This window comes from Devosia algicola (assembly GCF_028816455.1).
Classification (GTDB): Bacteria; Pseudomonadota; Alphaproteobacteria; order Rhizobiales; family Devosiaceae; genus Devosia; species Devosia algicola.
The window spans coordinates 3,474,263-3,493,333 of the sequence record NZ_CP118246.1 but is presented as its reverse complement, the minus strand read 5'-3'; the positions used below and the strand labels follow the sequence as shown (position 1 = coordinate 3,493,333).

Below are 19,071 nucleotides of genomic sequence, written 5' to 3'. Positions count from 1 at the left end.
TTCAGGCGTCACAAGGAAGGCTCAGCCACGCCACCGCTTCTTCGGGATGCTGAGTTTTGGAAGAAACCTGCATGCCTTGCGGGACCACCATATTGGTTGTGCCATCGCTCTTGCCGCCTTCAACCGGTGGGAACCGGAACAGTGCATAGTCGGTAAAGCCATCCTTGTTGAAGGTGGACATGCACCAGGTGCCGCAATAGATCATCGGTGAAATCTGCGAGGAAAACATGGACCAGGCCACTTCAGGTGACGTCGCGTTTGGCGCGTCCTGAAAACATCCGGCATCCTGCAATTCCAGCAGTTTGTTCCACGCCTCGACATAACCCGGATCGGTAAACAGGTCGGCGTCCGAGGCACTCAAATCGTAGTCGGCCTTGGTGCCGTCAATGCCCAAAACACGTTCGTTGAGCACGGTCATGTAGTGGACAACGTGCCAGCGTTCGGAATTGCCAATGGGTAGCGGGACGATGGACGGATTGATCTTGCGGATCGCCTTGCAGAGATCGAGCACGCCGTTGAACGATGTCGGCACTGACAGATTATTGTCAGCAAAGAACTGCTTGTCGTAGTAAAAATACTTGCTGACGGCCTCAATGGGAACGCCATAGAGCTTGCCATTGACGGCAAAGGTCTGCTGCCAGGCTCTCCGAGATCAGACTTTTGAAACCACCGTCCATATCGCCGAGATCGGTTATATCGAGGGCCAGACCGTCGCGCGCCAGGCGCGCTGAGTCTTCGCCTGCCCAATTGAAGAACACGTCAGGTGGCTCGGACCCAACAAGGGCCACCTGGATGGCGGTCTTGTAGGCCTCGTTTGGCGTACTCTCGAGTTCTATGTTCACATTGGGGTGGGTCTTTTGGAATTCCTTTTCTGCCAGGTCGATAAATTCAGGATAGTTGTCGTTCACCAGCGACCACATTTTTAGCGTTACCTGGTCTTGGGCCATGGCCGCGCCTGCGCTCAGCAAACTGGCACAGCAAAAGCCCGCCAGCGCCATTCCAGACGCAATGGATTTAATAGATCGATGCATTGTCCCCTCCCTCGGGATATCAAAACCACACAACGCCGAGCATCAGGTTGGGTGGCGCATAAATGGTATTCGTCCGGTCGCTTTGATAATTTATCGAACCGGTTCGACTGTACATGTTAGGCATGGCAAGTCGTGGAATGTCAAGCGGGTTCGAAGCAAGCAAGCGGTAGATCGGTTGACATTATTGGAGCGTGACGTCACAAGTCATTGTGTTCTCGGCACTTTCTGACAGTAAAAAAACCTATGTCGATAACGCCGAAGTCGGCATATTTCTATGAACGTTTCGATGGACCCAGATGGCAACGATCCGCGACGTGGCACGCATGGCCGAAGTTTCGATATCGACAGTGTCATTGGCGCTGAACGATCCCGATCGCGTCAAACCGGAAACTCGTGAGAAGGTTCTGAAAATTGCAAGTTCGATCGGCTATTCGGCGGACCCCATAGCGCAAACGCTAAAGAGCGGTCGCAGCAAAATGATCGGTGTTGTCGTCACCGACATCAACAACCCGTTTTTCGGCAATCTTCTGCACGAGATTGAACAGCAAGCATATAAAGACAATTACATGGTCCTGCTGTCCGACACCGGCGGCGATCCGGCGCGCGAACTGGCAATCATGAATCACATGGCCGGGCAGCGTGTCGCCGGCATTTTACTGTCTACCTGCGTGCAGGAGGGGCAATCCATCGAGCATATCAGGCAGTTGAAAATGCCCTGCGTGCTGTTTGACCAGCAGTTTGACTCGCTAGGGCGGGACTTTGTCGGCAGCGACAACGAACTGGCTGCGGCCATGCTCACCCGGCATCTGCTGGAGCTGGGGCATCGCGACATCTGTATGCTGGGCGGTGCCACCGGCATTTTCACCTCCCGAATGCGCGCCAATGGTTTTATCGACACCATGCGCGCGGCCGGTATCGAGGTGCGACCGGACATGATCCTGGATGCCGAGTACCGCGCCGACCGCGCCTATGATATCACGCTAAAACTGTTCGCCGGACAACGGCGTCCGACCGCCATTGTCGCAGCGAGCAATGTGATCGCGCTTGGCGCGCTACAGGCACTCAAGGACCTGGCCATAGATTGCCCGGAGGATGTGTCGCTTGTCGGCATCGACGACGTGCCCTGGAGCGGTCTTATTGTCCCAAAAATCACCTCGGCGGTGCAACAAATCGACCTGCTGGCGCGCAAGGCCAGCCAGATGCTGATGCGGCGCATTGCCGAATATGGCAAAGACGCAGCGCAGCCGGAAACATGCATATTTTCGCCGAAACTGGTCATGGGCGGTTCAACTGCTAAACCGCCGTCCAGCTGACTATTGCTCGGCGGGCAATCATATACAGAATGGCTGGGGCGCCAGGATTCGAACCTGGGAATGCCGATACCAAAAACCGGTGCCTTACCACTTGGCGACGCCCCAACTGGCGCGGTTCCTACACGGTTTGAAACCGACTGGCAACACGGATTACCGTGTTTGATTTGCAAACCGGACCGTCTTGAACCGCAGCGGTGGCATCGCTATAAAACAGGACATTGCGGTCACCCCATCGGGGTCGCAACAATGACGGAGTATGGCGCAGCCTGGTAGCGCACCTGCTTCGGGAGCAGGGGGTCGAGTGTTCGAATCACTCTACTCCGACCAACCAGCCCCGGCCTTTTCCAAGGTCGGGGTTTTTGCGTTGAACCTCACAAGCACTCTTGCAGGACCCGACTCGTCGGGCACATCAACGCACTGTCTGGAACTCTGTCTTTTTTGCATCGTTGAGGTGGCAATTAGTCGGAGAATTTTTCATGACAAATCATCCTGAAGCAATTTACTCTCGCGTTGTTGCCGTCATCATTGGTCTGTGCGGTCTTGCGCTATTGGCCGGTGGCGGTTGGCTGATCGGCTTGGGTGGCTCGTGGTACTATGCCTTGGCCGGTTTGGCGTTTTTGGCAACGGCAACCCTCATTTTTCAGCGTCGAGTGCTGGCACTATGGATTTATGCCGGCACCATCATCATCACACTTGCGTGGTCGATCTGGGAGGTAGGGCTGGATTGGTGGACCTTGGCACCGCGCGGCGATGTGGTCGTGATTTTAGGCGTGCTACTTGCCCTGCCCTGGGCGGTAAATGCGCTGGAGCGCGGGCCGCATGATGGTCGACGCACCGCTTGGTTTGGCCTTTTGGGCAGCATTGGTCTGGCGGTAATAGTGGGCATTGCTGCCCTGTTCATACCCAGCAACGATTTGTCCGGCAGTTTGCCGGTACGCGAAACCGCGGCGCGCCAGGTCGATCCTGTGCCGGATGGCGACTGGCACGCCTATGGCCGCACAGCGCTGGGACAGCGCTATTCGCCGCTCAATCAAATCACGCCCGACAATGTGGCCAATCTGCAGGTTGCATGGACATTCCAGACCGGTGATGTGCGCGGCGATGATGATCCGGTGGAAACCACCTATGAGGTTACCCCGCTCAAAATTGGCGACACGGTATATCTGTGCACGCCTCATGATCTGGTGTTTGCGCTGGACGCAGAAACCGGCGCGGAGAAATGGCGCTTTGATCCGCAACTCAAGCAGCCATCGTCACAAAATACACAGCATCTGACCTGCCGTGGTGTTTCCTATTCTGACGGCAGCACGCAAAACCCGCCGGCATCGCCGAGTTCGCCCGATTGCATGCAGCGCCTGTTCCTGCCGACGGTCGATGCGCGCCTGATTGCGCTGAGCGCCAAAACCGGCAAAGTTTGCCCCGGCTTTGGCGGGCAAGATGGCACCGTCGATCTCTGGTCCAACATGCCTAATGTGGTGGGTGGCTCTTATTATTCCACCTCCCCACCTGTGGTTACGCCCGATCTGATTATTGTTGGTGGTGCTGTCAACGACAATGTCTCGACCACTGAACCGTCGGGCGTTGTGCGCGCATTCAATATCAATACCGGCGAACTGGTTTGGAACTGGGATAGCCGCAACCCTGAAGAGACTGCCCCAATTGCGGCCGGTCAAAGTTATAGCGAAAACTCGCCCAATAGCTGGAGCGTCTCGAGCTACGATCCAGAACTTGGGCTGATCTATATTCCGATGGGCAACCAGCCTCCCGACCAGTACGGCGCCAATCGTGACGAAAATGTCGAGAAATATTCGTCCTCAATCGTCGCACTCAATGCCGAGACCGGCGAGGTAGCATGGGTGTTCCAGGGGGTTCATCATGATCTCTGGGACATGGACGTGCCGGCCCAGCCCAGCCTTTTGGACCTGACCATTGATGGCCAAACCGTGCCAGCGCTGGTGGCGCCGACCAAGCAGGGCGAGTTATTCGTTCTCAATCGTGAAACGGGCGAGCCGATCCTTCCAGTGACCGAAGAGCCAGCACCGCAAGGCGCCGTCGAGGGTGATTTTACGGCGCCAACACAGCCGTTATCGGCGCTGTCGTTCAAACCCGAGCCGTTGCGCGAATCCTCGATGTGGGGCGCGACATTGTTTGACCAGTTGGCCTGCCGCATTCAGTTCCGTTCATTGCGGTATGACGGGCGCTATACACCACCCTCCGAACAGGGCAGCATTGTCTATCCGGGCAATTTTGGCGCCTTCAACTGGGGCGGCGTGGCAGTTGATCCCGAGCGTCAGATCGTGTTCGCCATGCCAGTTTACCTCGCCTTCACCTCCAAACTGATCCCACGGCCAGATGCCGAGGAACGGGTGGTCACCAAGCCCGATACGCCGGCGTTCAATGAAAATTTCGGGGCACCGTATGCGGCCAAGATGGGGGCATTCCTGTCACCGCTCGGCCTGCCCTGCCAATCGCCGCCCTGGGGCTATGTCGCGGGTGCGGACCTGACCACGGGCCAGATCGTATACAAACATGTCAATGGCACGGTGCAGGATCTGTCGCCTGTGCCGTTGCCGCTCAAAATGGGCGTACCGGGAATCGGTGGTCCCATAGTTACAAAGGGCGGCGTTGCGTTCCTTTCGGGCACGCTGGACTATTATGCGCGCGCCTACGATGTCACCACCGGCAAGCAATTGTGGCAGAGCCGACTGCCCGCTGGTGGGCAGGCGACACCGATGAGCCTATTGGTCGGAGGCCAGCCAGCGCCAGTTCGTTATTGTGGTGGCGGGCGGTCACGGTTCAACCGGCACTGAAGCGGGCGATTCCATTATCGCTTATGCCCTGCCCAAGCGCTGAACCGAAATAAAAAAGGCCGACCCTCTGGGCCGGCCTTTTTGCCTCATTTGGTCATCTGACAATCAGCGCCGGGCTTTGAGCAGTGACCAGGCACCGGCAACGCTGAGCGCTGCCAGCGCCATTTTCAGAATGTCCCAGACGATGAATGGCTGCACTGCCTTGGCAAAGGCAGAGGCAACTACATTGGTCTGGTCGATCCATCCGGCCTGCCCGGCCATGGCCAGCAACCAAACAAAACCGAGAACGAACAGAACGGCATCGCCGACCAACATGGCGCCGAACAGCAAAGCGGGCTTGTTGGCGGCGCCCATGTCGCTGGCACGGCCGATAATATAGGCCATTGGCAGGTAGCCGATCAGGAACCCGGTTGTCGGACCGGCAAAATAGGCAAGACCACCACCCGCCGCAAACACGGGAAGTCCCATGGCACCTTCGAGTAGATAGGCAGCGACCGTGGCAACGCCCAGCCGCCAGCCGAATGCCGCGGCAATTGCGGCAACGGCAAAACTGGTCAAGGTCACCGGCACGGGCCAGACCGGGACACTGATCTTGGCGCTGATGGTGAGCAGCAGCGTGCCCAGCAATATGGTGACCAGATTGGTTGCGAGTTTGGCAGCCTCACCCTTTGGCGCGAGCGCGCCCAAAAGGGTGTTCGGCGTAGTCAGGGTCACGGCCATTTTATACCTTTCGTACCTCGATAATTCGGCGAATTGGCGCCGAATGCGTTAGGAATGCTCGTGTAACGTCATAATCTGTCCCTATCGTGAGCGCAATGGCCAGCCCTGCCCCAACTTTGAGCTTTGACACCGCGTTTGATCCGCAAACCGGCAGGCCGGTTCAGGTGGCACCGGATCTGGTGCGGGTTACCGCGCCCAACGCCAGTCCCTATACTTTTACTGGCACCAACAGTTTTCTCATCGGCCAGGAGCGGCTGGCGCTTGTCGATCCCGGCCCCGCTGATTCGCTGCATCTGGCAGCACTACGCCAGGCCATTGACGGTCGGCGCGTCGATGCCATCATCCTGACCCACACCCACAAGGATCATAGCGACGCTGCCGCACAACTGGCGCGAGAACTGGGTGCGCCGCTCTGGTTTGGCGGACGACATCGCCTGTCCCGCCCGCTGCGTCGGTTCGAGCGCAATCCGATTCGCAATTCATGCGATTGGCATCTGGTGCCTGATCGCGTGCTCGTCGATGGCGACCGCCTGATGGTCGACAAGACGCGGCTTGAGGTGATAGCGACACCCGGACACTGCGCCAATCATTTGGCATTTGGTCTGGTTGGCACGCCCATCCTGTTGACCGGCGATCACGTCATGGGCTGGAATTCGACTCTTGTGTCAGTACCCGACGGGTCGATGGCCGATTATTTCGCTTCGCTGGGGCGGGTGCTGGCCAGCGGATACCGGTACTATGTACCCGCTCATGGCGGCCCTATCGCGGATGGCCCGGCATATGGCAAGGCGCTGGAGGCACATCGGCGCCAGCGCAACAGCCAGATCATTGCCGCCGTGTCAGCGGGCGCTCATTCGGTGCCAGCAATCACCGGCAAACTCTATCCCGACGTGCCGCTTGCCATAAAGGTGGCGGCGCGAATGACGGTCATGGCCCATATCGAATATCTCGAATCCAGTGGTGCGCTCCGGGTCAGCCGACGCCCGTGGGGCCTACGTGTAGCGCTTTAGGGTTCTGGCGTTTCAGGCGTGTCATCAGCCTCGATCGGCTGGTTGATATTGGGATTGTCGCGCAACAGATCCGTCACCTGATTATCAAGTGCGCCCAGAAATTTTTCGATCCGCAGCCCGTTCGACCCCAAATCGTGCAGGGCATTAAGAGATACCGATCGCATATCGACGCTGGAGCGGCTGGCATCGCCCGAAACGCGCACAACGACCTCTTCCCGCCAGCCGAGCAAGGTGGTCATGCGGGCATTGATGATGCCGGGATCGCCGGGGCCGGTGGGGTCATGTCGAAAGCGAATTTCCCAGCCCTGATCGCCGATCATGCGCGCGACCAGCGCAAAGGCCTGATCCTCATTGAGCGGATAATTGCGCGTCTTGGCGTTGGGAAAGACCTTTTCCTGTCCTGTCTCGCCCAGCAGTCTTGGGGGGGCCATCCCCCGGGTCGCCGGATCAAACACCAGCGGCAGTAATTGCCGATCGGTAGTGGCGATGTCGGTGGCGTCTGGATAGCGCAGCACCAATACCCCGACATAGCAAAACGGGACCAGGCACAGGAGACACAGGAGCATCGCAGATATGGCGCGCCCCCAGCCTTGATCGCCGATAATCCACAGGCGCACCAGCGCAATCAGGGCCGAAAGCAGTCCGAGTAGTGTGACGCCGAGGGCAACCAGTGCCAAATTCAAGAATGAGTCGCTGGCCAGTAATTGAAGACGGTGGAGTACCAGCGGTATTACCACCAGAGGCACGGCTATGCTGGCGATACGCCGCGCCCAGATCGCCCATTTCGATGTTCTGATTAAGATGCGCACGCTGTTATCGGTCCGGTTTCAGGCCCAACCATAGTGCCAAGAGGTTGCTCGAGTTTGAATCGGATCTTAACTGACTGATTTTCAGGGATAAAGCCGCTGTGCGGACCAGGGCATATCAGTCCCCTCACGCGTGTAGCGGACGCGATCATGCAGGCGAAACTCGCCATCTTTCCAGAATTCGATTTCGAGCGGCACGAGGCGAAAACCCGACCAATGTTCGGGGCGCACCATGTCCGCGTCGCCAATCTGGGCGGTCAGGGCGGCCACATCGGCCGCCAATCGTTCGCGGTTTGCCAGCGGGCGTGATTGTTTTGAGGCGGCCGAGGCAATCTGCGAGCCCCTTGGGCGTGAGGCAAAATAAGCATCGGCTTCAGCCGGGGTTACAACTTCCACCGGGCCGCGCATGCGGATCTGCCGACGAATTGATTTCCAGTGCATCACCATTGCGGCCTTGGGATGAGCCAGCAATTCAACGCCCTTGGCGCTGCCGAAATTGGTAAAAAAGCTGAAACCGCGGGTGTCACGAGCATTGAGCAGCACCATGCGGACGTCGGGCATGCCACCATCGTCTACGCTGGCCAGCGCCATGGCGTGGGCATCGTTGGGCTCGCTTTGATGGGCCATTGCGAACCACTCTTCGAAAATCGCAAACGGATCGAGCACCGCGGGGTCATTGTCATCAAACAATTTGTCGGTCAGCGTGTTGGACATTTGGCGTGGCTCGCAGCAATGATAATCGAAAACCAGTGCAAAACTGGACAATGGTGATCGCTCTCGCCATATAGGACGTGAACTGTGGGCGAAGCAACGCCCCCACAAAGATGATTGGATACAATGCGCGACCCCTACAGCGTTCTCGGGGTGGCCCGTTCGGCGAGCGAGAAAGACATCAAGTCTGCCTATCGCAAGCTGGCAAAGGCACACCATCCCGACCAAAATCCTGACGATCCCAATGCCCACGCAAAATTTGCCGAGGCAACGTCGGCCTATGACCTGCTCAATGATGCGTCCAAGCGGGCGCAGTTTGATCGCGGCGAAATCGATGCGGACGGCAACCCGAAATTTGCGGGTTTTAATCCGGGCACTCATGCAGGCGCCTCGCGCGGTGGGCGCAATGGCGCGGCGGGCTTTTCGGCCGAGGACATTTTGAAAGAATTCATGAGTGGCTTTGGCGGCCAGCAGCGCCCGGGTGGCGGCGGCAGCGGTGGTCGCAGCGCAGGCGGGGCACAATGGGACCCGTTTGCCGGTGGCACGGCCAGCGGCGCTCATGGCGGGAAGGGCGAGGACATTGTGGTCAATGCCACGGTGTCGCTGGAAGATGCGCACAAGACCAGCGCGATCAATGTACGCATGCCCAGCGGCAAGATGTTGTCGGTCAAGCTGCCCGAAAAGGTCGAGGAGGGCCAGCAGATCCGCCTCAAGGGCCAGGGTTCGCCCTCCCCATATGGCGAGTCGGGCGATGCGCTGGTCACCATTCGATTTGCCAAGAGCAAGCAGTTTCGCAAGGACGGTCACGACATACGCGTCGACATGCCCATTGCCCTTTACGAAGCCGTGCTGGGCACCAAGGTGCGGGTGCCAACGCTGGACGGATCGGTTGAATTGAGCCTGCCGCCGGGTGTTGATACGGCAAAATCGCTCCGGCTCAAGGGCAAGGGTCTTTATGGTGATGGCGATCTGTACGTCAATCTCAAGGTCGTGCTGCCCAAGGGTGGCGATGCCGACCTTGAAAGCCTGATGCGCTTCTGGCGTGACCAAAAGCCGTATAAGGTCAGGGACTGAACGCCGGTTGGCGTGTCAGACCCGGCCGCGATACTCGGGCGTGCCCACTATCTATTGTAACCAGTATCGGGTGCCCGACAGGGCCAAGATAATCGTCAGCGCGGTGCTGCTGCCCGCTCCAGCCGATCATTGATCGCCTCGCCCAAACCGTGGGTCGGGATCGGCGCCACGGCAATGGCGCTGGCGCCGGTTTCGTCCAATTGTTGCAGCATGGCAAAAAGATTGCGGGCCGCCTCATTCAGATCGCCGGTGACCGACAGGTTGAGTTGACCACCAACCGCGCCGAATCCCAACAGCGCTTCGCCTGGCACCGGTTCGGTTACGTTCAATCGCACCGCCGCATCGGGCGCGTAGTGGCTAGCCAGCATGCCGGGCGCCGCGACCGGCGCGTGGGCGTCGACATCGAGCACCCGCCGACTGGTCAAGTCCTCAATGCGTGACCGGGCCAGGCCCCCAGCGCGCAATTGGTGCAATCGGTCGCCATCGACGGCGATGATGGTTGATTCAACCCCGGCCAGACACGGCCCACCGTCAAGAACCGGCACTTTTCCTGCAAATCCCTTTCGCACCTGCTCGGCACTGGTGGGCGACAGCCGACCCGATGGATTGGCCGAGGGTGCTGCCAGCGGTTGGCCGACGCTGGCCAGCAGTTCGAGCGCCAGCGGATGGGCGGGAATACGAATGGCCACCGTGCTCAATCCTGCCATGGCGATGTCAGAAAGTCCGGTATTGTCGCGGCGCGGCAGCACCAGCGACAGCGGGCCGGGCCAGAACGCTTCGGCCAACAGGTGTGCAAGCGGCGAAAATTCGGCCAGCGTTTCGGCCATGGCCAGATCAGCACAATGGATGATCAAAGGATTGAAGCGCGGTCGTCCCTTGGTGTGATAGATAGAGAGCACCGCATCGGTGTTGGTTGCCACCGCGCCCAGCCCATAGACTGTTTCGGTGGGGAAGGCGCATAACCTGCCCGCACGCAGCAATCGGGCGGCGGCGGCAACGGTTGGCGGATCGTTTGGAGCGGCGGCAGCGTTCAACATCATGCGCGCTGTTTGACAACAGCACGACGGCGCGTCAAGACGGGCGTTCGTGCCCGGACCACGGAAAGGTGACAGGGTGACCACGCTTTTTGTCAGCCAGCCCAATTTTGAGCGCCACGCGACACCCGCCGGCCATCCCGAACGCGCCGACCGCATTCGCGCGATCGAGCAGGAATTGACCCTACCCCAGTTCGACGGCCTGTTGCGGCGCGACGCTCCCAGTGCCGATCTGGCGCTTGCCAGTCTGGTACACGGTCCCCGCTATCTCGAGCGGCTGCGCGATGCGCGACCCGCCGAAGGTCTGGGCCAGATCGATGGCGATACGTTCGTCTCATCGCGCTCGCTTGATGCGATAGCGACCGGGTTGGGTGGGGCACTGGCGGCACTGGACGCGGTGATTATGGGCGAGGCCGACAACGCTTTTTGCGCCATCCGCCCCCCCGGTCATCACGCCGAGATCGAAACGCCGATGGGGTTTTGTCTGATCAACACTATTGCCATTGTGGCGCGTGAGGCCCAGCGCAAATATGGCGCGGATCGGGTTGCGATCGTCGATTTTGACGTTCACCACGGCAACGGCACGCAGGATATTTTCAAGGACGATCCCAGCGTTTTTTATGCATCGAGCCACCAGATGCCGCTTTATCCCGGCACCGGCCATCCCGGTGAAACCGGCGTTGGCAATATATTAAACGTGGCACTGCCCCCCGATAGCGATGGTGCGATGATGCGCGCCGCCTACCAACATCAGATATTGCCGAACCTGACCGAATTTGTGCCCGACATCATCCTGATTTCGGCGGGATTTGATGCGCACCAGCGCGACCCGTTGGCGCAGTTGAACTGGACCGGTGGGGATTTTGCCTGGATAACGGCGCGTTTGATGGAAATCGCCGAGGCCCGGTGCGGCAACCGCATTGTCTCGCTGCTCGAAGGTGGGTATGACCTCAAGGGGCTGGCCAATGGCGCTGCCGCCCATGTGGGCATGCTCATGGATGGCGCGCTGGGCAATCTGGATGACTGACAAGGAGCCGATCATGGCCGAACCAAGCAATGACGACGTCAAGAAGCTCAGCTTTGAGGCAGCGCTTGAACAACTTGAGCAGATCGTTGGCAAACTGGAAAGCGGCAAGGCGCCGCTGGCCGAGTCGATTGCCATTTACGAACGCGGTGAGGCGCTCAAGTCCCATTGCGAGACCCTGCTCAGGACCGCCGAAGCGCGGATCGAGAAGATCACGCTGTCCAAGGATGGCAAGCCGGTGGGCAGCGAACCGCTGGACGCCTGATCCAATAGCCAGATAGAGACCTCATGTCGCCAAAATCCATTCGGACGTTCCGCATTGTCTTGTGGGCGCTGGTCGCTGTCGTGGCGGTTGGCGCCACTGCCATGTATCTGTTCAAGCCCCCGGCCCGGCCACTCGGCGTCTCGGGCCAGACCTTTGCCATGGAAACGACGAATGGCGGCGAGTTCACCCAAAAGCGATCTGGTTGGCAAACCGAGCCTTGTATTTTTCGGCTACACATTTTGCCCCGATGTCTGTCCAACGACACTGGCCGAAACCACCGCCTGGCGCAGTGAACTGGGCCTAAAGCCGGATGATCTGCGCATCATTTTCGCCAGCGTCGATCCGGCGCGCGACACGCTGCCTATCGTCAAATCCTATGTCGAAGGCTTTGATCCCTCGATCATCGGTCTGGTTGGCGACCAGCAGCAGACGGACAATATCAAGAGCGCGTTCGGCGCCTATTCAGAGATAAACGGGGCGGCGGACGATCCCTATTATCTGGTCGATCACACCGCGCTGGTTTACATGATCAAGGCCGATGGCAGTTTTGCCGGCACCATTGCCTATAATGAATCAAATACCCCGGCCCTGGCCAAGATCAAGCGGCTGGTTACGCCGTGAGCGAGCGGATCCGGCTGGATCTGGCGCTTGAACAACGCGGATTGCTGCCCAGCCGCGCTCGTGCGCGCGACGCCATCTTGCGGGGCACCGTTACCATCAACGGCGCGGTCGCCGTCAAGCAAAACCAGATGGTTGGCCCAACTGACAAGATCGAAATTGATGATCCGGCCGCCCGCTATGTATCGCGATCGGCGCTCAAGTTGGTTGCTGGACTTGATGCTGGCGACATCGCTGTAAAAGAGCGCATCTGCCTTGATGTAGGCTCGTCGACGGGCGGCTTTACCCAGGTGCTGATGGAACGGGGCGCCGCCAAAATCTATGCGGTCGATGTCGGCCACGACCAATTGCATCAACGGCTCAGGGGCTCCAACAAAGTGGTCAGCCATGAAGGGGTCAACGCCAAGGATTTAACCGCCGAAATCATTCCTGACATCATAGACGTTCTGGTCAGCGACGTCAGTTTCGTGTCGGTGGTCAAGATTCTTGCCGCGCCGCTGGCACTGTGTAAATCCGGTGCCGATGCGATCATCCTGTTCAAGCCGCAATTCGAGGTGGGGCGGCGCAATATCGGCAAGGGCGGCATCGTCACCGACGATCAGGCGATTGCCAATGCGCTTGATGAAATGATCACCTTTATGGACGAGAACGATTTTGCCCACCGCATGTCGATTGCTTCGCCAATCACCGGCGGCGATGGCAATACTGAAACAGTCGCCGTCTTTCGCCGCCGATAGGCCCCTACCCGGCAATCTTTGAGAAGTCGGCGACCAGATGCATGGTGTCGCGCAAACGCGCCAGCAGGTTCAGCCGATTGGCGCGGACGGCTGCGTCTTCGTCATTGACCAGCACCTGGGTAAAAAACGCATCAACCGGACTGCGCAATGTCGCCAGTTCGGCCATGGCGCCTTTGTAGTCATCATGCTTGATATGCTCGCCGACCGCCGCGTGCACGGCATCGACCGCAAAGGCCAGCGCCGTTTCCTCCGTCAGTTTCAGAACGCTCTGATCAACGGTTCCGGAAAAGCTGACGCCGTCCTTTTTCTCTTCGGCGACCAGAATATTGGCGGCACGTTTGTAGCCCGCCAGCAGGTTGACCCCATCTTCGCACGATAGCAGCGCCGTCAGCGCGTCAACCCGCTGGGTGATTTGCAACAGATCATTGCTATCGTCTGCAATTACCGCGTCGACCAGATCATGGCGCGCGCCGGCGTCGCGCAAGACACCCTTGAGCCGGTCATGGAAGAAGGCCAACAGATCCGGCTCCACCGCGAGCGGCAGGCGCAAATTGTTTTCGGTTATGATGCGGATGACGCCGAGCGCGGCGCGGCGCAGCGCAAATGGATCGCGCGAACCGGTGGGTTTTTCGTTGATCGCCCAAAACCCGGTCAGCAGATCGAGCTTGTCGGCCAGCGCCACAGCGATGGCCACCGGTTCGGTCGGGACCTGATCAGAGGGGCCAACCGGCTTGTAGTGCTGCTCGATAGCGTTGGCGATCGCGGCGGGTTCACCCTGCGCGGTGGCATAATAGCGCCCCATCAACCCCTGCAATTCAGGAAATTCTCCGACCATGCCGGTTACCAGATCGGCCTTGGCCAGCATCGCGGCGCGCTTGGTGGTCTCGATATCGGCGCCCACTTTTGGTGCGATCTCACCGGCCAGCTTGATCAGGCGATCGACGCGGGCAAACTGCGTGCCCAGCTTGGCGTGGAACACCATGTCTTCAAGTTTGGGCAGGCCGTTTTCCAGCGGTAGCGCCAGATCGTTTTTGTAAAAGAATGCCGCATCGCTCAGCCGTGCACGGATCACCCGTTCGTTGCCCGCCGTAATCACCGCACCGTCATCGCTGGCTTCGGTGTTGGCGGTGATGATGAAATTGGGCGCCAGCTTGCCGTTGCCGTCGCGCAGGCAGAAACATTTCTGGTTGGCACGGATGGTGGCAATGATGGCTTCCTCTGGCAGGGTGAGGAAGGCGGGATCAAAAGCGCCCATCATCACCACCGGCCATTCGACCAGGCCCGCAACTTCTTCGAGCAGACCTTCATCGGCGATCACACTCAGCCCCTGGGCGAAGGCCAGGTGTTCGGCGTCGGTGCGGATAATCTCCTTGCGGCGATCCAGATCCAGCACCACCTTGGCGCGTTCGAGGGCCATGACATAGTCTTCAAAGCGGCGCACCTTGATGGCGGCCGGTGCCAAAAACCGATGGCCAAAGGTCGTTTGCCCCGCGCTCAGGTCGCAGATGGTAAAGGGGATTATCACCGGCTCGTCATTGTCGGTGCCAAAGGTTGCGGTAATGGCGCGCAACGGCCGAACCCAGTTAAAGCCGCCCCTGCCCCAACGCATGGATTTGGCCCAACCAAAGCCACTGAGGATTTTTGGCAGCACGGCGCCTAGAATATCAACGGCGTCAGCACCGGTCTTTTCGATCAGCGCGACATAAAATTCACCCTTTTTGGGGTCACTCTCGATCTTGGCCTGATCAATGCTCGCCAGCCCCGCGGCGCGCAAAAAACCGTCGACCGCCTGTTGTGGCGCGCCAACCTTGGGGCCCTTTTTTTCCTCGCGTGTATCGGGCGAGCGCGCTGGCAGACCGGTTACGGTCAGCGCCAGACGACGCGGTGTCACAAAGGCACTGGCGCCCTCATAGACCAGACCGGCATCCACCAGAGCATTGGTCACCGATTTTTTCAGATCTTGGGCAGCGCGCCGCTGAAAACGGGCGGGAATTTCTTCGGAAAACAGCTCAAGCAGCAATTCAGGCATGGGATGACCAGTCAGTTGGAACGCGGCTTGCCTAGCAAGCCCGGTTGGGGTTGTCCACTTGGGATTGGGCGAAAATTCCTACCAGCCGCCGCCACCACCGCCGCCGCCGCCGCCGCCGGAAGAACCACCACCGCCGCCACCAGAGGTCGAGGATTGAACCGGTTGGGCCGCAACCATCGCGGCGCTCATTGATGTTGCCGCCGTGCTGATATCGGATGCAAAACGATTGGCGGAGAAATTGCTGCCCGAGTACCACATCGGGTGATAGCCGACCCCCGATGGCTGATCGGCCACCGCATTGCGGGCCAGTTCACCCTGAAAATGCTCGGACCAGGGTTTTTCAACGCCCAGCGCGATGGCAAAGGGCAACAGCGCTTCGAACCGCTTGACGGTCATGGGTGGTGCCTTGTCCATATTGAGCCGGTTCTTTTCGGCGGTTTCGAGGTAAAGTTTGAGACCGTCGATCTTGTCCATCATTGCCCGCCCGGCGATGGTGGGTGCCCGCATCAGGATAGCAAAAATGATCGTGGCGGCGACAATTGTCAGTGCCGCCAGCGTGGCGCTGGAAAAACGCAACGTGCTCAACGCGGTCAACGCGCCACCGGCCATATTGATGCCGACAATCGCGATCCAGCCGAAAAACAATATCTTGCTGAAGGCATTACCCGCCATCACCCGCTTGCTGGCCCCGGCAAAGCCACCGAGAAACACGCCCCCCACCACGGCGATGATCAGAAATGGCAGGTCCAGATAGCCCAGCCACACAAGAATCCCCAGCATGGCGAGCGCCAATATGCCGCCGAGCAGCGAGTATGGGACGTTGTTGCGAAACCAGAGGTCGCGATTCTTGCCCACGATGGTGCTGATGAATTCGGAGCGTTTGGTGTTGAGTGTCGGCCCGGTTGTCTTGTTGATGGTAAAGCCGCCGCTTGATCGGACGTAATCAAACAGTTTGGTTTCCGCCGGGGTCAAATCAGTGTTGGCGGTGCGCCCGGTGGGTGTCACTTTCAAATCGCCGGTATTGTCGATCTGCACTAATCCCTTGACACCAAGATTGAAGATGGCAGCGGTAAAGGCAGTCCATCCATTCCCCTTCCATCCCCAATTGTCGATATATTGCGCCAGCGCTGGCGACACATCATGGGGCGGATGAAACAGCGGGATAACAATGCCTTTTTTGGGATCGCGGCCGACGCGCCACCAGGCCACACTGAAATAGATCAGGGTCAGGAGAGCGCCCAGACCGGGTATGATCGACGCCTGCCGGTCAGCGAGCCAATAGAAAAACTGTGTCTGGGATGACGGTGGCACCAAAATGCCTTTTTGAAACGAAACGGCATAGGTCAGCCCCTCGCCGGGAGCCAGGGCGACGGTCGAACGGATCGTGGCGCGGTTCGCCGCGAGCCTGGGTCAGTTTGACGTTCTGGGCGGTCGATCCCACTTCGCCTGTATAGCCCGAGATATCGGAAATTCTGGCGCCATCGGGCAGCGTCACCGTGGCGATTGATGCCAAAATGGGGAAATTCCAATAATTGCCGGTGGCGTTCCAATAGACTTCGTCATGGTCGGGGAAAATCCGCCCCATGCGCGTCATAGTGTAATTGATGCGATAGCGGTGAACGCCCGGCAGCACCAGCACATCGGGATCACCAATCCAGATACGGATGAAGTCGCCCATCCGCTCAGTGCGGAACGGTTCCTGCAGCTTGCCGCGCATGACCGTCAAAACATGAAGGTCGGGCCGCACCCGCACGCCGTCGTCGTCGAGCATAACCACCGGAATGTCGCGATAGATGCCGCGCCTTATCTGGTTGCCCTCGGCATTGACGTCGAGGATTTCGGTGACATCGACGCTGCCATCGGCTGCCAAAACCAGATTTGAGGTAAAGCTGCGTATTTCTTCGCGCGCCACCCCCGGCGAAACCGCCAGCAACAGGCAGGCAACAGCCAGCAGCAGTCTTGGCAGCGCGCCCATATCTCTAGTTGAACTTGACGTTAGGAACGGCGCGGTCCTCGACATTTTCCAGCTCAAAATATTCGGCCTTGCTGAACCCGAAGGCGTTGGCGACAAAATTTGATGGCACCGATTCAACTGCAACGTTCAAATTGCGCACGGCGCCATTGTAGTAGCGACGTGCCATCTGGATTTCGTCTTCAACAGTTTGCAGCGCCACCTGGAACTCGAGAAACGTCGTGTTGGCCTTGAGGTCGGGATAGGCTTCGGCAACGGCGAGCAAGCGCCCCAATGCGCCCGATAGCAGTCCTTCGGCCTTGGAGCGTTCGCCGGGCGTGCCGCTGCTGGCGTTTTGTGCGGCGGCGCGGGCGTTGGTCACCGCCTCCAGGGTTTCGCGCTCGTGGCCCATATAGCCTTTGACGGTTTCCATCAGGTTTGGAATCAGATCGGTGCGGCGCTTGAGCCTGCACGTCGATCCCCGACCAGCCCTCCTGGGTCATTTGCCGCTTGTTCACCAGGCCATTGTAAAGGCTGATGGCATAGCCAATCACCACGACAATGATGCCAAGAATAATCCAGGTGGTCATATCTCAGTGCTCCCCAAAACACATGGCTTGCCGAACCCATGCCGCGGGGCACCATGCCATTGCCCCCTGCTCGACGCAATGGGGCCGCTGGAAGCGGTGCCTACGCGCCGCCACCGGCCGTTTGCAGCCATGCGGCACCGCAGGCCTTGGCCATTTCGCGAATGCGCAGAATGTAGCTTTGCCGCTCGGTTACCGAAATGACGCCACGCGCATCGAGCATATTGAAGCTGTGGCTGGCCTTGATCACCTGTTCATAGGCGGGCACCGCCATGGTCTGCCGATTGGCACCGTCCTCGCCCTGCTTGAGAATTGCCTGGCATTCGTCTTCGGCATCCTTGAAGTGGCGGAACAAAATGTCGGTATTGGCGGCTTCGAAATTATACTTTGAAAATTCCTGTTCATTTTGCAGGAACACGTCGCCATAGCTCACCTTGTCCGCGCCCTCGCGACCATTGAAATTCAGATCGTAGACATTTTCAACGCCCTGCACATACATGGCCAGCCGCTCCAGGCCATAGGTGATTTCACCGGGCACCGGCGAGCATTCAAACCCGGCCACCTGCTGGAAATAGGTGAATTGGGAAACTTCCATGCCATCGCACCAGCATTCCCAGCCCAGCCCCCAGGCGCCCAAGGTGGGGCTTTCCCAGTCGTCCTCGACAAAGCGGATGTCGTGCAGCTTGGCATCTAACCCGATCTCGGCCAACGACTGCAAATAGAGGTCCTGAATATTGTCCGGGGATGGCTTGAGGATCACCTGGAACTGATAATAGTGCTGCAACCGATTGGGATTTTCACCATAGCGCCCGTCGGTTGGCCGGCGTGATGGCTGCACATAGGCCGCTTTCCAGGGCTTTGGTCCCAGCGAGCGCAGCGTGGTTGCGGTGTGAAAAGTGCCCGCGCCCATTTGCATGTCATAGGGTTGAAGGATGACACAACCCTGCGCCGCCCAGAAATGCTGAAGGGTCAGCAGTAATCCCTGAAACGAATTGCGGGGGTCCATATGCGCGGGGCGGTCGGTCATCAGCTCGGTCCTGTACTGTCGGCCAATTGTCTAGTTTGGCCGCCGCGCAGGGTCAACGCCGTTTGTCCTTGTCATCATCGCCGGGGCGGAAAATTCCATCACCATCGCGCTGGAGATCGATGACGTCGTGGGTTTTGCGATCCTTGAGGTCGCGTTCGCGGCGACGGGTGCGTTCCTCGATCTCGTCAGTTCTGAACTGCTTGGTCCAGTCGCGCCAGATCTTGGAGATGCCCAGATATATGGCGAGGCCAATCAGGCCGAAAATCAGGACGCGCAGCACAAATCCGGACATGGGCTAGCGTTTCCTATTGGTAATTGAAGGGG

The 19,071-nt window shown here is 58.9% G+C and carries 18 protein-coding genes, 2 tRNA genes and 2 pseudogenes; 9 read left to right on the top strand and 13 right to left on the bottom strand.

Annotated elements, in window-relative coordinates:
• Nucleotide 1: 1 nt before the first annotated feature.
• Nucleotides 2-595, bottom strand: a complete 594-nt coding sequence (locus PSQ19_RS18635) for an ABC transporter substrate-binding protein (protein WP_282220751.1) — start codon at nucleotides 593-595, stop codon at nucleotides 2-4.
• A complete protein-coding gene (locus tag PSQ19_RS18630; RefSeq protein WP_282218970.1) occupies nucleotides 591-1,031 on the bottom strand; it encodes an ABC transporter substrate-binding protein in 441 nt (146 codons plus the stop codon). Before PSQ19_RS18630 ends, PSQ19_RS18635 begins: the two co-directional genes overlap by 5 nt.
• A gap of 296 nt (nucleotides 1,032-1,327) precedes the next feature.
• On the opposite strand from PSQ19_RS18630, the gene PSQ19_RS18625 reads away from it, so the two are divergent.
• Nucleotides 1,328-2,344: a LacI family DNA-binding transcriptional regulator gene (locus PSQ19_RS18625; protein ID WP_282218969.1), complete on the top strand. Its 1,017-nt coding sequence runs from the start codon at nucleotides 1,328-1,330 to the stop codon at nucleotides 2,342-2,344.
• 30 nt (nucleotides 2,345-2,374) lie between these two features.
• On the opposite strand, the gene PSQ19_RS18620 is transcribed toward PSQ19_RS18625, so the two are convergent.
• Nucleotides 2,375-2,449, bottom strand: a tRNA-Gln gene (locus tag PSQ19_RS18620).
• Nucleotides 2,450-2,594: 145 nt separating this feature from the next.
• Between PSQ19_RS18620 and PSQ19_RS18615 the strand changes: the two genes are divergently transcribed.
• Both PSQ19_RS18615 and PSQ19_RS18610 read left to right on the top strand, forming a co-directional pair.
• Nucleotides 2,595-2,671, top strand: a tRNA-Pro gene (locus tag PSQ19_RS18615).
• A gap of 149 nt (nucleotides 2,672-2,820) precedes the next feature.
• Nucleotides 2,821-5,197 (top strand): annotated as a pseudogene (locus PSQ19_RS18610) (glucose/quinate/shikimate family membrane-bound PQQ-dependent dehydrogenase).
• A gap of 62 nt (nucleotides 5,198-5,259) precedes the next feature.
• Here the strand turns inward: PSQ19_RS18610 and PSQ19_RS18605 are convergent.
• Complete coding sequence (locus PSQ19_RS18605; RefSeq protein WP_282218968.1) at nucleotides 5,260-5,874, bottom strand: biotin transporter BioY; 615 nt, start codon at nucleotides 5,872-5,874, stop codon at nucleotides 5,260-5,262.
• A gap of 95 nt (nucleotides 5,875-5,969) precedes the next feature.
• Here PSQ19_RS18605 and PSQ19_RS18600 point away from each other — a divergent pair, with 95 nt between their 5' ends.
• Nucleotides 5,970-6,884, top strand: coding sequence for an MBL fold metallo-hydrolase (locus PSQ19_RS18600; protein ID WP_282218967.1), 915 nt, complete (start codon nucleotides 5,970-5,972; stop codon nucleotides 6,882-6,884).
• Here the strand turns inward: PSQ19_RS18600 and PSQ19_RS18595 are convergent.
• Entirely contained in the window at nucleotides 6,881-7,693 is an 813-nt protein-coding gene (locus PSQ19_RS18595; RefSeq protein WP_282218966.1) for a DUF1499 domain-containing protein, read from the bottom strand. The two genes, PSQ19_RS18600 and PSQ19_RS18595, sit on opposite strands and share 4 nt — an antisense overlap.
• 81 nt (nucleotides 7,694-7,774) lie before the next feature.
• Complete coding sequence (gene pdxH / locus PSQ19_RS18590; protein WP_282218965.1) at nucleotides 7,775-8,404, bottom strand: pyridoxamine 5'-phosphate oxidase; 630 nt, start codon at nucleotides 8,402-8,404, stop codon at nucleotides 7,775-7,777.
• 123 nt (nucleotides 8,405-8,527) lie between these two features.
• Between pdxH and PSQ19_RS18585 the strand changes: the two genes are divergently transcribed.
• On the top strand, nucleotides 8,528-9,475 hold the full coding sequence (locus tag PSQ19_RS18585) for a DnaJ C-terminal domain-containing protein (protein WP_282218964.1): 948 nt from the start codon (nucleotides 8,528-8,530) through the stop codon (nucleotides 9,473-9,475).
• Between the two features lie 95 nt (nucleotides 9,476-9,570).
• Here PSQ19_RS18585 and PSQ19_RS18580 read toward each other — a convergent pair whose 3' ends face one another.
• Nucleotides 9,571-10,515, bottom strand: a complete 945-nt coding sequence (locus tag PSQ19_RS18580; RefSeq protein ID WP_282218963.1) for an L-threonylcarbamoyladenylate synthase — start codon at nucleotides 10,513-10,515, stop codon at nucleotides 9,571-9,573.
• 73 nt (nucleotides 10,516-10,588) lie between these two features.
• Between PSQ19_RS18580 and PSQ19_RS18575 the strand changes: the two genes are divergently transcribed.
• The 4 genes from PSQ19_RS18575 to PSQ19_RS18560 all read left to right on the top strand — a co-directional run bounded on the left by PSQ19_RS18575 (nucleotide 10,589) and on the right by PSQ19_RS18560 (nucleotide 13,153).
• Nucleotides 10,589-11,536 carry a histone deacetylase family protein gene (locus PSQ19_RS18575; protein ID WP_282218962.1) on the top strand — a complete coding sequence of 316 codons (948 nt, stop codon included), beginning with the start codon at nucleotides 10,589-10,591 and terminating at the stop codon, nucleotides 11,534-11,536.
• Between the two features lie 13 nt (nucleotides 11,537-11,549).
• A complete protein-coding gene (locus PSQ19_RS18570; RefSeq protein ID WP_282218961.1) occupies nucleotides 11,550-11,798 on the top strand; it encodes an exodeoxyribonuclease VII small subunit in 249 nt (82 codons plus the stop codon).
• A gap of 171 nt (nucleotides 11,799-11,969) precedes the next feature.
• Entirely contained in the window at nucleotides 11,970-12,419 is a 450-nt protein-coding gene (locus tag PSQ19_RS18565; protein WP_282218960.1) for an SCO family protein, read from the top strand.
• Nucleotides 12,416-13,153 carry a TlyA family RNA methyltransferase gene (locus PSQ19_RS18560; protein WP_282218959.1) on the top strand — a complete coding sequence of 246 codons (738 nt, stop codon included), beginning with the start codon at nucleotides 12,416-12,418 and terminating at the stop codon, nucleotides 13,151-13,153. Before PSQ19_RS18565 ends, PSQ19_RS18560 begins: the two co-directional genes overlap by 4 nt.
• Before the next feature lie 4 nt (nucleotides 13,154-13,157).
• Here the strand turns inward: PSQ19_RS18560 and glyS are convergent, their stop codons facing one another.
• The 6 genes and pseudogenes from glyS to PSQ19_RS18530 form a co-directional block, all read right to left on the bottom strand.
• Nucleotides 13,158-15,182 carry a glycine--tRNA ligase subunit beta gene (gene glyS / locus PSQ19_RS18555; RefSeq protein ID WP_282218958.1) on the bottom strand — a complete coding sequence of 675 codons (2,025 nt, stop codon included), beginning with the start codon at nucleotides 15,180-15,182 and terminating at the stop codon, nucleotides 13,158-13,160.
• A 78-nt stretch (nucleotides 15,183-15,260) separates the two neighbouring features.
• The gene (locus PSQ19_RS18550; protein ID WP_328517697.1) at nucleotides 15,261-16,493 is read right to left on the bottom strand and encodes a DUF2207 domain-containing protein; all 1,233 of its coding nucleotides are present in this window, start codon (nucleotides 16,491-16,493) and stop codon (nucleotides 15,261-15,263) included.
• Nucleotides 16,450-17,157, bottom strand: coding sequence for a DUF2207 domain-containing protein (locus PSQ19_RS18545; RefSeq protein ID WP_282218957.1), 708 nt, complete (start codon nucleotides 17,155-17,157; stop codon nucleotides 16,450-16,452). The genes PSQ19_RS18550 and PSQ19_RS18545 overlap by 44 nt, the downstream gene beginning before the upstream one ends.
• A 4-nt stretch (nucleotides 17,158-17,161) precedes the next feature.
• Nucleotides 17,162-17,723, bottom strand: a pseudogene (locus PSQ19_RS18540) (LemA family protein).
• A gap of 100 nt (nucleotides 17,724-17,823) precedes the next feature.
• Complete coding sequence (locus PSQ19_RS18535) at nucleotides 17,824-18,747, bottom strand: glycine--tRNA ligase subunit alpha (RefSeq protein ID WP_282218956.1); 924 nt, start codon at nucleotides 18,745-18,747, stop codon at nucleotides 17,824-17,826.
• Between the two features lie 52 nt (nucleotides 18,748-18,799).
• Nucleotides 18,800-19,039 carry a hypothetical protein gene (locus tag PSQ19_RS18530; RefSeq protein WP_282218955.1) on the bottom strand — a complete coding sequence of 80 codons (240 nt, stop codon included), beginning with the start codon at nucleotides 19,037-19,039 and terminating at the stop codon, nucleotides 18,800-18,802.
• Nucleotides 19,040-19,071: the final 32 nt, after the last annotated feature.